The organism is Rhizobium sp. A22-96, assembly GCF_053521805.1.
Genome location: NZ_JBNWDQ010000007.1, coordinates 273,327 through 285,963, shown reverse-complemented (window position 1 = coordinate 285,963; position 12,637 = coordinate 273,327). Strand labels below are relative to the sequence as shown.

Genomic DNA, 12,637 nt, shown 5'->3' with positions numbered 1-12,637 from the left:
GACGAAACACCTAAGCCTGCAAACAAGATAGGGGAACGAGTATGGATCAGTTCAGCTTCACGGAAATATGCCTGCATCAGTTGAAGATGTCGGGTGTTCATGAGGGCGAAAAGCTTATCGTCCTGACCCAAGGCAACGAACGCCTCGATTATGCCGATGCTTTCATGGCAGCTGGCATGCGCCTCGGCGCGAAAATGTATCACATGCGTTTGCCGCCGGTTCCGCCGGCAGGTGCATGGGCCGTTGGTCAGACCGGACTGGCAGCCATGCCGGATGCGGTGGAAGCCCTCAAGGCCGCAGACATGGTCATTGATTGCATCTTCCTGCTTTTCAGCCCGGAACAGATGGCGATCCAGGCATCCGGCACGCGCATCCTGACTGCGGTGGAGCCGCCGGAAGTTCTCGCTCGTATGCTGCCGACGAAGGAGCTGCGCGAGCGCGTGGAATTTGGCGGCGAACTTCTGTCCAAGGCCAAGGTGATGCGTATCACCTCCAAGCACGGGACTGATGTCACCTATAAGCTCAACACTTATCCCGCGATCACCGAATACGCATGCACGGATGAGCCAGGCCGCTGGGACCATTGGCCGTCAGGCTTCGTGTTTACCGGCGGTGACGATGACGGTGTCGATGGCACGATTGTCGTTGCTCCGGGGGACATCCTGCTGCCGCAAAACATGTATGTGCGCGATCCGATCATCTACACGATCGAAAACGGCTGGATCACCGACATTCGCGGCGGTCTCGACGCCGAACTCGTCAAGTCTTACATGGCCGGCTTCAACGATCCGCGCGGCATGGGCATGAGCCATGTCGGCTGGGGGCTCAATCAGAACGCCAAGTGGCATCGCATGGCGCCTGGCGAATTCCCGGGTGGCATGGGCATGGAAGCTCGCTCTTTCTACGGCAACGTGATGTTCTCGACCGGTCCCAACAACGAGCTTGGCGGTCCGAACGACACGGCATGCCATCTGGACATCCCGATGCGCAATTGCAGCCTCTTCCTCGACGACGAGCCTATGGTTCTCGATGGCGACATCGCGGTCAAGGAAATGCAGCACAGCTTCGACTAAGCCTACAAGGCTTCAGCAAGATACAGCCGAAACGGCAAACTCGACGCCTCCGGCCGCCTGATGGGCGGTCGGCAACGTGACGCTAGATCACGCACTGCGAATAGACTGCATATTCAAAAAAATAGATTCGTTCAGAGATCGTGAGGGGTCCATATGCAATCACCAATAACCATTGAGCAAGGAATTCAGGCGGCGGGAGTTGGCCGTTTTCAGTACACATTGTTTGTCATCTTCGGCCTGGTTTGGGCAGCCGATGCCATGCAGGTGCTGGCGATCGGCTTCAGCGCGCCGTCGATTGCGGCAAGTTTCGGTGTTACCGTTCCGCAGGCTCTCCAGACGGGGACACTGTTCTTTCTGGGCATGCTGATCGGCGCCTTCGTGTTCGGACGCTTGGCGGATCGCATCGGGCGCAGGCCCGTCTTGTTTGCGGCCATCATCCTCGATGCCGTGTTCGGTGTGGCTTCGGCTTTCGCACCCGATCTGCAATGGCTCTGTGTCGCGCGCTTCCTGACCGGCCTTGGCGTCGGCGGAACCCTGCCAGTCGACTACGCCATGATGGCGGAGTTCCTTCCCGCCAATCGCCGCGGGCGCTGGCTCGTATTGCTTGAAGGCTTCTGGGCGGTCGGAACCGTGGCGCTCGCGCTTCTCGCGCTTGTTGCCGGCAGTCAGGGTGGCGAAGCCTGGAGGACGATTTTCTTCGTGACAGGCCTGCCTGCTCTCATTGGTGTGGTGCTGCGCTTCTATGTTCCGGAATCACCACTCTATCTCAATCGCAACGGACGTTCGGATAGCGCGCGACAGGTCTTGCAAAGGGTTGCCAACACGAACGGGGTGAAAACAGAAATTCCCCCACTTGTTCCGCAGAGGCCGGAGAAGAAGTCCTTCGTCGCACTTCTGTCGCCCACTCTCCGTCGCCGTACCATCTTCCTGATGCTCGCCTGGATACTGATCTCCGTGTCCTATTACGGCGTGTTCGTCTATCTGCCGGTGAAACTGGCAAGTGACGGTTTCGCCTTCATTCGCGGACAGCTCTTCCTTGTCGTCCTGGCGATTGCACAGCTGCCCGGCTACGCTCTTGCGGCCTATGGTGTGGAAAAATGGGGGCGCAAGCCGACGCTTATCGGCTTCCTCTTGCTGAGCGCCGTCGGAACGCTCGCCTATGGCCTCGGTCAAACAACCAGCGTCGTCGTCTTTGCCACGTTGCTCATGAGCTTCGCGCTGCTCGGCACATGGGGCGCCATCTATGCCTTCACCCCTGAAATCTATCCGACAACGCTCAGGGCGAGCGGCATGGGCACGGCCGGTGCCGTCGCGCGCCTGGGAGGGTTGTTGGCACCGTCCCTGGTCGCGCCGATCATGGTCTCCAGCTTCGGGACGGCACTGAGCATCATTTCTGCCCTTCTCGTGCTGGCGGCGCTCTGCGTCTGGCTGATCAACGTCGAATCAAAGAACCAGGCACTCGAATAGATCATGTACATGCCCGGCGGCGGATGCCGCCGCCGGACTTCAGATGGAGCTGCCTTCTGTGCCAGCCCGATAGATTGGCAATGTTCCTGTTCGGACGCAGGGTTTGCCGCACGGATTGCCTTGTGATTTGCTCCTTTTTGGGGGAAGACAGTCCTGCAATCGCAGTGAGCGCGGGAACGATGGAAGAAGACCGAAAAGCAAACGGAGCAGGCCCGCAGGAACGTTATCGCGTGACCGAGCAAGTCGGGCACCTGCTGCGCAAGGCCTATCAACGGCATCTTTCGATATTTCAGGAAAATACGATAGATCCCGATCTGACGTCGGTTCAATTCGTGACACTGTGCGCCCTGTATGATCATGGTCCGATTTCGCAGGCTGAACTCGTCAAGGCAACGGCGGTTGATCAGGCGACGATACGGGGGATTATCGAACGTCTTCGCACCAGGGGCCTGATCACGATCTCGCGCGATGCGACCGACGGACGCAAGGTAATCGTCTCGCTGCTGCCAGCCGGCGAAGCCGTTCTGAATGACATGTATCCCCAGGCCAAACTAATCTCACAAAAGACAACGAGCCCGCTGAATGTCGCAGAGGAGGTCGCCTTGCTCTACCTGCTAAAGAAGATTGCAGAGCACGAGACGACAAACGACCAGGGGTCCGCGGAGCCATGATACATGGTCACCGACGATTTCCATCGCCTCCTACCCGTATGTGCGAGATTGTACAGGCTTAGTTTAGCCCTATTTAGGGACACGTCATTGCTGGCGTTTTTTCCTGCTGATGGGGCCACTCTCGGCTTCTCTTGAAAGGTTCGTCGGTCCTAAGGAATGGCGCGGTCGATAATTCCGGTCTATCTTGTGGTCTGGCGCCGATCGCACCCGCTTCATCGGGCCTGCAAAAGCTGTCGCGTATATTCATGCTGTGGCTGATGAAAAATGTCGCTAGTCTTGCCGGCTTCAACAATTTTACCGGATCGCATGACGACGATGCGGTCGGCAACTGCCTCGACCACGTCGAGATCATGGCTGATGAACAGGCAGGAAAACCCGTATTGCTGCTGTAGTCGATTGAACAGATCGAGCACCTGTGTGCGAACGGTAATGTCCAGGGCTGAGACGGGTTCGTCAGCGACGATGAATTTCGGTCGACCAATCAATGCCCTGGCGATCGCAATTCGCTGGCGCTGACCTCCTGATAGCTGATGTGGAAAGCGCTCGGCAAATTCCGGTGCCAGACCGACTTCATTTAGCATCGCCAGCATGCGTTCGCGCTTTTCTGCAGTTGTGATACGTTCGGTCACCCGAAGCGGTTCAGCTACCAGCGTGCCGATTGTCAACCGCGGATCAAGCGACGAATAGGGATCCTGAAACACCATCTGGCAATTGCGGCGATAGTTGCGGTAGTTCGCGCCATTGCGTTTCACTGGCGCGCCTTCGAATAGCAGTGTTCCGGACGAAGGCTGGAGGAGACCGACCGCCGTCCTGCCGATCGTCGTTTTTCCCGATCCGGACTCTCCGACGATGGCAACCACTTCACCAGGATAGACGCTAAGATTGATGTTTTCGACGGCTCGTTTGGAAGCTGGCCGCCAGGAAAGCCCGCCTGACGTGCGATAGTCGACGGCCAAATCCTGGATGTCGATAATTGGCATCCGGCTATCCACCTGGCGTATCGGATTGCGCTTCGGAGAGGAGGCTAGCAATTTGGCCGTATAGGGATGTGTGGGACGCACCATCACATCGGCTGTCCGTCCGACCTCGACGATCTCCCCTCGGGCCATGACGATCGTACGTTCCGTATAGCGAGAAATCATCGCTAGATCGTGGCTCACCAGCAGAATGGCGGTATCCTTTTCGCGCGCCAACTCGATCATCAATTCAAGGACATCCTTCTGAACGAGCGCATCGAGAGCCGTTGTCGGTTCGTCGGCGATCAGAAGTGCCGGTTCGAGCAGCATAGCCGATGCGATCATCATTCTCTGGCGCATCCCGCCGGAGAACTGATGCTGATAGCGGTCAAGTGCTGCCTTGGGCTCTCTGATGCCGACCCTGGCAAGCATATCGATGATGCGTGCTCGCCGTTCATCCTGCGAGTACCGCCGGTGAAGGCGCAATCCTTCTTCCAATTGCCGCCCGATCGTCATGGACGGGTTGAGCGACGTCATCGGTTCCTGGAAGATCATACCGACCGAGGTACCGCGAACCGATCGAAGCTCTCTTGGAGATAGGCGGGCAATATTCTTGCCATTGAGAATGACTTTGCCGGCCGTCTGCACGACACCAGGCGGCAGAAGGCCGAGGATCGATTTGGTAATCATCGTCTTGCCGGATCCGGACTCACCGACGATGCCGAGGATTTCGCCTTGGCCAAGCGAGAGCGTACAGCCATTCACGAGCACTGCTCGGGAATTTGGCGCGGTGAGCGTCAGCCCGTCGATCTCCAGGAGATTTGGCATCTAGAGACCTTTCATGCGGGGATCGAGGATGTCGCGCAGCCCGTCACCCAGCAGGTTCATGGCGAGCAGTGTGAGGGAGATCGCCAGTCCTGGAAAGATTCCGAGCCATGGCGCCTGAGACAGGAACGTTCGGCTGGCGGAAAGCATGTTGCCCCAGGTTGGGGCTGGCGGCGCGACACCGAGACCTAGAAAGCTCAAGGCGCTTTCAGCAAGCAGTGACCAACCGAGCATGGAGGTTGCAAGGACAATCAGCGGCGCAAGACAGTTCGGCAGAACATGCCGCACGAGGGTGTAGAGTTCGGAATTTCCCATGATGCGTGAGGCGTCGATGAACTCCTTCTCGCGAACCGAGATGACCGTCCCGCGCACGATGCGCGTTACGGCCGGCGTAAAGGCCAGGCCGAGAGCGAGGACGATACCCCGAACATTGGCGCCGAGGACGGCGAGAAGGCCGAGCGCCAGCAGGATGCCGGGAAAGGCCATGAGTGCATCGTTGAGCATCATCAGCAGCCGATCCGGCCAGCCTCTCCAATATCCGCTCGTGACGCCAAACGTCGTACCGATTGCTAGCGCAGTCAGCACCGTGAGAAGGCTGATGCCAAGCGAGGGGCCGGCACCCGCCATGAGCCTGCTCAGCAGGTCGCGGCCGAACTCATCTGTTCCCAGCAAGTAAGCGCCTCCCGGCGCCTTCAGCCGCGTCGTAAAGCCGAGAGCAAGTGGGTCATGCGGTGTCCAGACGAGCGTAGTCAGGGCAGCTGTTGCGACCACTGCCATAATGAAGCCTCCGGCCAATAGATTGAAACGTAGTTTCACGATATCGCGACCCTTGGATCAAAGAGTGGATAGACGAAGTCGATGAGAAGATTGATGGCGACGTAGAACAGCGCAATGCACAACAGGCAGCCCTGAATGACCGGGTAGTCCCGCGCGAAAATCGCGTCGACAAGCAACCGGCCGAGACCGGGGATAGTGAAGATTGTCTCGACGATGGCGATGCCACCGAGCAGATTGCCAAGGATCAGCCCAAGCAGAGTCCACGTCGGGCCGAAGGCGTTGCGAAAGACGTGATGCAGAAGGACCTGCGCTTCGGAGAGCCCCTTGGCGCGTGCGTGCGTGACATACTCGAGACGCAGGATTTCGAGGGTCGAGGCACGGGCCATTCTAACGATGCCGCCGACTTCATGGATAACCAGCGTCGAGATGGGCATCACCAGATAGACAAGTCCGGCGAGCCAGTTATCGGAGATGGAGATATAGCCGACAACGGGAACCCATCCGAGCCGCATGCCAAAGAAGAGCAGAAGAAGCAATCCCATCCAGAATGTCGGGATGGAGAGCAGCAGGGTTGCTCCCGCGACAGTGACGATATCGATGGCACGGTCCTGCCGCCATGCGGCAATAGTGCCAAGTGGGACAGCAATTAGCCCGGCAATTGCGACTGCCGGCAGGATGATCTCGAAGCTGACCTGAAAACGTTTGATGATCAGCGGGAGAACCGCTTCACCGGTCAGGATGGAGTGCCCGAGATCACCTTGCAAGGCGCTCTTCAACCAAAGGATAAACTGGATGGATAGGCTCTGGTCGAGGCCGAGTTGACCCCGCAAGGCGTTCAATGTCTCCGGCGTCGCGCGATCCCCCAGGATCAGAAGTGCCGGGTCGCCGGGGATCAAGCGCATCAGCGCGAAGACGCCGATTGCGACAAGCAGGACCGTCGGCACCGACCATAGGAGCCGCTGCAGGAAATAGCGAAACATATTCGTTCTCCGACTATCCGGCCGATCTTACTGGGCCACCATCATGCCCCAGAGACGCGGCTTGCCTTCCCAAGGCTTGAAGTTTTCTACCCGCTCGCGGTAGGCCCATGCCGTTAGTCCGTTATAGAGGATGATCAGCGGTGCATCCGCAAGCATCATCTCATGGAGTTGGTCGAAGATCTGCTGGCGCTTTGCCGGATCGGTAATGATCTTCGCCTTGTCGACCAGCGCGAGGGCGTCGGGATTATCCCAAATCTTACGTGGCTGCCTTGTCTTGTCGCCAGTGAACTGGTCGAAGCTCAGCGCGGGGTCGAGGCGTGATGAATAGGAAAACGACATCATCTGATAGTCACCCGAATTGTATTTTTCGAGCTGGGTTGCCCATTCGAGGACCTCAATCTCAACCTTGATGCCCACGGCTTGCAACATGGATTGGGCAACGAGCGCGACCTGCGCACTCGGCATCGGCGCACGCTTGTTGGCGAGCAGCTTGATGGTCTCGCCTTTGTAGCTGCTTTGCGCCAGCAGCTCTTTTGCTTTCTGCGGATCATATTGGAACGTCTTCTTCTGCACGTCATCATTGTAGGGGGATGCTCCAAAGACGGCGGAGTTGCTCGGTTCGGAAAGTCCGTCCGAGGCAAAACCTACAAGCTGTATGATATCCAAAGCGGTGGCAATTGCCTGCCGGAACTTGATGTCTTTGAACAACGGATCGTTGGTCTGAAACAGCAATGCATGCTTCGATGCATCGCTTGGTGTCAGCACGACGATGCCCTTGGCGCTCTTCAGTTCCGAGACGTCGGAGGTCAAGGCCTGGGCGACATCTATGTCGCCCGAGAGCAGGGCGGCCTTCACCGTCGAGGCGTCCGGCACCACGACGAATGTGGCCCCATCGACATGGGGCGTCTTGTCTCCCACATAGCCATCGAAACCGGTTCCATCGGGAGACTTGTAGCCGTCGAATTTCTTGAGACTGATGGATTGCCCCTTCTTCCAATCCACTAGCTCGTAGGGTCCGGTACCGATCGGCTTGTTCCAGCTTCCGTCGGAATTAAGCGAGGCGCTGCTCAGCATGCCGGTTCCACCGCAATCGGTACGCGCCAATGTATCGAGAAACAAGGCGCTCGGCCTGTCCAGATGCATGACCACTGTTTCGGCGTCGGGGGCCTCTACAGACGTGACCTTGAGGCTGTTTGTGCCATTGACGTCGGGAAGGCACCGCCATTTGGTCGCGGGATCCGTGTAGCGTTTCCAGTTCCACAGGACGTCGGCGGATGTAAAGGCGGCACCGTTTTGGAATGTCACACCTTCCCTCAGCTTGAAGGTGTAGATCAGGCCATCGCCGGAAATATCGACCGACCTTGCAAGCAGCGGCTTGACCGTGCCGCCTTCTCCATAACCGACCAGGCCCTCAACGATGTTGAGCAACACACCATCGGTGTTATCGTCGCGGTTGACGCCCGGATTGGTACTCAGGATATCCGCCGTCAAGGCGATCTTTGCTTGGCTGGCGGCGGCGGAAGTAGCAACAGGCAAGACCGGCGCGAGGATCAGGAAAGGAATGATTTTCCGTAGTCTGGATCGCATATCGAAGTTCCCCTTTTTCTATGAATTTTATGATTTGCGATTGAAGGCGGCATGTTCCCGGTAGGCGGTGAGACTCCGTGCCAGAAAGGATTGCGCAGCAGTAAATATGGGCTCCGCCTCATGTCCCACTCCGGGAAGCAGATCGAATGCGGCCTTTGCACCGGCGTTGGCGAGCGAGTGTTCCAGCGCACGAAGCCGATCCGGGCGCGTCTCGCCGGCGTCATTCGCACCTTCGGTCCAATAGCGTCCCCCGGGCCGATGGACAATTTCGGTCGTGTCGAGGTCTGCATCCCCGACGATGAGTTGGATGGGCACCTCTGCCAGGCGTTGCGGATCGATGGTGGTGCCGAACCTCTGTTCAATATCCCGAACGCCCGGCCACCAATCGCGCTGATGATCAAGAAGGGTGACAGACCCAGGCGCTCCGACCGATACGCCCCAGAGCCGTTCAGGCCGCAGTAGAAGGAAGCGATGGGCAAAATGCGCGCCGCCGGAAAAACCGACCAGACCGAAACGGGCGCCGTCGGTTCCATACCGCGCCGAGACTTGCGCGACCATACTCTGCAGGACCTGATCGTAGCGGATGTCGCCCTCGACCATATATTTGAAGCCATCGAGATTACCATCGCCAAGCACATTTCCTGGGAACAATGGTGCCAGGATCAGGCAATTGTTTGCGTTCGCGAAATCCTTGAACTGGTCGCGATGAGCAGTGAAATTCCGATAGCTGCCATGGATCACGCAAAGCAGGGATCGCTCGGCACTATCGCCGCGCTCGGGAACATAGAGGCAATAGCTAAAGCGCGCGTCATCGGACAAGGCAACGACGGTCGTCGCGCCCCGCTCATAGACAGGCAAGGGGTTGGCCTCAGCCTTGTCTGCTGCTCGCGAGATGGCTGAAATCGGCTGCATGACTTTCCTGTTCTAATTTTGGATGCAATATTGGATCTAAAAGAACATCTAAAATTAAGGCTGACAAGATGGAATCTTCATCGAAGGCTGATAAGTTGATATCAAACGTAAAATCCGCAGTGATTGGACATCATGAACGTAGAGAGCATCAAGGTACGCCGCTCGGACGAAGTGGCTGAGATCATGGCGAGAGACATCCGTTCCGGCGCGTTGAGTACTGGAACCTGGCTGAAGCAGGTCGATGTCGAAAGACGCTATCAAGCGTCGCGTGCCGATGTACGGCGCGCATTAGAGATCTTATTGCAGCGGCGGTTGGTCGAGCAAATTCCAGAGCGGGGGTTTTACGTTGCCGAATCCGACGAACGGCGACAGCGTGAACTCAGGGAGATACGGGTTACTCTCGAAATATCGATGGTCGACAGCATCATGGAGAACGCCAGTGACGAGAAGCTCGCTGAGCTTGAGGACCTCGCGAGGCGCTTCGATTACGCTGTTGAGAATGGCAGCGTGGCGGATCGCTATGAGGCGAACCAGATCTTCCATGTGGCTCTCGCAGACCTCTGCACAAACCGCGAACTGGTCAAGCTCATCATCGACTTACGCGGCTATGTTCCAGCTTTTCCGATGTCGCAATGGCCGGATATGGCGCGTGCACGCCTCTCGTCGAGGGAGCATTTCGAGATGATCGAAGCAATTCGCAAGCGCGAAAGCGCTGAATTGAAGCGGCTGTTCAAGGAACATATCGTGCAGCCCGGATCCGACGCGTAATTTGGGAAGGGCGGCGTTGCCGATTTTATGCCGCTCGGCTCAATTCCTATGGCCTCATGAAACTAGAGAGGTTGTAGGTTCAAGACACCCGCAATCTCGAACGCAGCGGCGTTTTCAACTAATGCCGCGCTGGTTCGAATCCCATCAAGACCAACCCATTGCGACGTGCGGCACATCTATTGGCATCAAAGCTTTAAGCTCTGAAGTCGTTGCGCGGCGTGGAAAGCCGTCAGCAATCACGAAGCCCCATTCCGCGATCTGTAGCAAGAGAACGATGATTGGGTTCTTGCTCTCAATCAGTCCCATTCGTTGTTTTGTCACGCCTATCGAGCGTTTGCCTGCTCAATCAGAACTTCCGCGGCATCCCACGCCCTTGTTGCCACGGTCGGATCGCGAAAGGCACGAGCATCGATTGTCGCGCCATCAAGCAGAATCATGAGGATTGACGCGGTGCGTGCCGCTGCTTGCTCTGGCAAAACGGTCTTCAGTATGTCGCGCATCCATTCGGTCATTGTCTGCTTATACTGAATGGCGATCGTCGAGATCTTCGGATAGTCGGTTCCAAATTCCGCGAGCGCGCGCTCGAAAAGGCAGCCGGCAAATTCCGGAGTGGCAAACCATGCCTCATGCCAGGCGAAAATAGCATGCAGCTGTTCCTTCGCCGATGCTGTTGGCTCAACAGATGCGCGAAGACTGGCCATGATGTCTTGATAACGATGCTCAAGCACAGCGCTGATCAGGTCGTCCTTACCTGGGAAATGGTTGTAGAGCGTCATGCGGGCGACACCGGCTTCGACAAGAATTCGGTCGACGCCGACGGGATGAAAGCCGTGCCTTGAAAACAGGTCGGTTGCAACTTTGATAAGCTGCTCTTTTTTCGAGCTCATTGATGTCTCAGGCCAAGTTAAGTCCTGTATTAGGCATTGTTAGATCCGTTTGTCTAACGGTTTCCATATGGACAATATAGACCGATCGTTCTATCTAATTTCGCGACCGGAGCCGGCTTGGCGGTGCCTGCCAAACACGCGCGAGATTGTATGAGTTGATTTGCGCGTTTGTTCAATTCAGTTTTGCGTTTCGTGATGACCCTGTTGCCCAACCGAACTATTGGCTTTTCAATATTTTCGATCGATCTGAACGGGTTAGCGTGAAGTTGCAGTTGGGGTCAAACCTCGTGAAACTCAACATCAGCGGAGATAGCTTAATGAAGCAAACCTCTTTTGCTCACCTCGGTATGACTGTGGGCGCGTTGCTCTTGGTCGAAGCGGCATTCTGGGTGGCTGTGCCTAATCCCGCCCTTGCCGCGGGGCTCGATTGCACCAAGGCCGCGTCCAATGTCGAGAACATGATTTGCACAACGCCGGCCGTTTCAACGCTCGACGGTACACTCAACCGCGTTTACGACTGGGCGCTCGCTGATGAGTACGCGGTCAATAAGGGCAGGCTTTCCGCCGATCAGAAGAATTGGATTACCCAGACACGCAACGTGTGCACCAGCGTTGCCTGCCTGACTGATACCTACGATGGGCGCATCCAGGAACTCGCCACGATCAAAATCGGCGAGGAACGTGCTGCCAGCTACGTCAGCAATCCTGCTGATATAGCTAGAATCACCAAGGAAATGCAAAAGGCTCTTTCGGAAGTCGGTATTTCCCAGCCGCTCAGCGGCTGCTCCCATATTCTATCTCTGACCTCACATAGTTCCAGCTATGGCGCCTTTTGCGATCTCGGCAATCGAAAGAAGGTCGAAATTTGCGAAGAGAGTATGTTCGGGAATCTCGCCGTGAATTTCTATGGATTCGAAGTAAGCGGCCGTAGCCTTGCCGTCTTCACCCAAACCGCCTGCCCCGGCGGATGACAGCCATCAGTGTGATATCGCAAAGCAAACGTGTCGGCCATGAACGATCGCGATATGAAGGCATGGCCAGGATAACGATTTCCATATGGACTTTATAGATTGATCGTTCTATCTAATTTCGCGACCGGCGCCGGCTTGGCGGTGCCTTCCACGCACGCGAGAGATACTATGAGCGTAATGACGAGAGTATCGGCCCTGTTGTTTGCAGCGGCCGTTGTGACAAGTTGTGTGCCCGCCTCGCAAGCAGGAGCACCGATCGCCAATCGATCGTCTGCCGACATCTCTCCCGATGAATGGGCCAATGTCATCGCGATGGATCAGAAAGCGGTGAAAGCAGGTGTGATGTCCCCGGAGATCATCCCGATCGACCTCACTCTTTCGAAGATGATTCCTGAGGGGCAGGCGATCGTCGCCTCGCATGATCAGGCCAAGGCAAAGGATTGGTCGCAACGATATCATGCTCTTATCGCGCGGAGAAATGAGCTCGATCAGAAATCCGCTGCAGCGCATCCGATCCACTTCAATGCCGTTCAGAGTGATCCATGCCTGTCGCCAATGGGAAAAGATATTTGCACACCTCCACCGCCAGTTCAGGCCCAGCCAATGTGCTCGGTGAATTATGGTGATACCGTTGGCCTGGTGCCCTGCGGTTAGGAGGTTCATGCCTCTCCGCGGGATGAGCGTGCGACCATACCCTGTTGGCCGCCCTTTGACGGCGTTGGATCTGGACCATAGCCGGAGATGTACTTGGCTGAGAACGGCT

Annotated in this window: 12 protein-coding genes; 6 read left to right on the top strand and 6 right to left on the bottom strand. The window is 56.8% G+C overall.

Annotated elements, in window-relative coordinates:
- Positions 1–41 precede the first annotated feature (41 nt).
- The 3 genes from ACQZ6F_RS28520 to ACQZ6F_RS28510 all read left to right on the top strand — a co-directional run bounded on the left by ACQZ6F_RS28520 (position 42) and on the right by ACQZ6F_RS28510 (position 3,211).
- Entirely contained in the window at positions 42–1,073 is a 1,032-nt protein-coding gene (locus ACQZ6F_RS28520; RefSeq protein ID WP_077470903.1) for a M29 family metallopeptidase, read from the top strand.
- A 153-nt stretch (positions 1,074–1,226) separates the two neighbouring features.
- A complete protein-coding gene (locus ACQZ6F_RS28515; RefSeq protein WP_077470902.1) occupies positions 1,227–2,540 on the top strand; it encodes an MFS transporter in 1,314 nt (437 codons plus the stop codon).
- 179 nt (positions 2,541–2,719) lie between these two features.
- On the top strand, positions 2,720–3,211 hold the full coding sequence (locus ACQZ6F_RS28510) for a MarR family winged helix-turn-helix transcriptional regulator (protein ID WP_449095671.1): 492 nt from the start codon (positions 2,720–2,722) through the stop codon (positions 3,209–3,211).
- 212 nt (positions 3,212–3,423) lie between these two features.
- Here ACQZ6F_RS28510 and ACQZ6F_RS28505 read toward each other — a convergent pair whose 3' ends face one another.
- Genes ACQZ6F_RS28505 through ACQZ6F_RS28485 form a run of 5 tightly spaced genes read right to left on the bottom strand, consistent with a single transcriptional unit; the run spans position 3,424 to position 9,248 of the window.
- Positions 3,424–4,995 (bottom strand): dipeptide ABC transporter ATP-binding protein, encoded by a 1,572-nt coding sequence (locus ACQZ6F_RS28505; RefSeq protein ID WP_449095658.1) that lies wholly within the window; start codon positions 4,993–4,995, stop codon positions 3,424–3,426.
- Positions 4,996–5,811: an ABC transporter permease gene (locus ACQZ6F_RS28500; RefSeq protein WP_449095672.1), complete on the bottom strand. Its 816-nt coding sequence runs from the start codon at positions 5,809–5,811 to the stop codon at positions 4,996–4,998.
- Positions 5,805–6,749 carry an ABC transporter permease gene (locus ACQZ6F_RS28495; RefSeq protein ID WP_449095659.1) on the bottom strand — a complete coding sequence of 315 codons (945 nt, stop codon included), beginning with the start codon at positions 6,747–6,749 and terminating at the stop codon, positions 5,805–5,807. Before ACQZ6F_RS28495 ends, ACQZ6F_RS28500 begins: the two co-directional genes overlap by 7 nt.
- Before the next feature lie 27 nt (positions 6,750–6,776).
- Positions 6,777–8,336 (bottom strand): ABC transporter substrate-binding protein, encoded by a 1,560-nt coding sequence (locus tag ACQZ6F_RS28490; RefSeq protein ID WP_449095660.1) that lies wholly within the window; start codon positions 8,334–8,336, stop codon positions 6,777–6,779.
- Positions 8,337–8,363: 27 nt separating this feature from the next.
- Complete coding sequence (locus ACQZ6F_RS28485) at positions 8,364–9,248, bottom strand: alpha/beta hydrolase (RefSeq protein WP_449095661.1); 885 nt, start codon at positions 9,246–9,248, stop codon at positions 8,364–8,366.
- A gap of 132 nt (positions 9,249–9,380) precedes the next feature.
- Here ACQZ6F_RS28485 and ACQZ6F_RS28480 point away from each other — a divergent pair, with 132 nt between their 5' ends.
- A complete protein-coding gene (locus ACQZ6F_RS28480) occupies positions 9,381–10,016 on the top strand; it encodes a GntR family transcriptional regulator (RefSeq protein ID WP_449095673.1) in 636 nt (211 codons plus the stop codon).
- A 323-nt stretch (positions 10,017–10,339) separates the two neighbouring features.
- On the opposite strand, the gene ACQZ6F_RS28475 is transcribed toward ACQZ6F_RS28480, so the two are convergent.
- Positions 10,340–10,903, bottom strand: a complete 564-nt coding sequence (locus tag ACQZ6F_RS28475; protein ID WP_449096342.1) for a TetR/AcrR family transcriptional regulator — start codon at positions 10,901–10,903, stop codon at positions 10,340–10,342.
- Between the two features lie 146 nt (positions 10,904–11,049).
- Here ACQZ6F_RS28475 and ACQZ6F_RS28470 point away from each other — a divergent pair, with 146 nt between their 5' ends.
- Positions 11,050–11,874 carry a lysozyme inhibitor LprI family protein gene (locus tag ACQZ6F_RS28470; RefSeq protein WP_449096317.1) on the top strand — a complete coding sequence of 275 codons (825 nt, stop codon included), beginning with the start codon at positions 11,050–11,052 and terminating at the stop codon, positions 11,872–11,874.
- 198 nt (positions 11,875–12,072) lie between these two features.
- The gene (locus ACQZ6F_RS28465) at positions 12,073–12,528 is read left to right on the top strand and encodes a hypothetical protein (RefSeq protein ID WP_077472431.1); all 456 of its coding nucleotides are present in this window, start codon (positions 12,073–12,075) and stop codon (positions 12,526–12,528) included.
- The last annotated feature ends 109 nt before the right edge of the window (positions 12,529–12,637 follow it).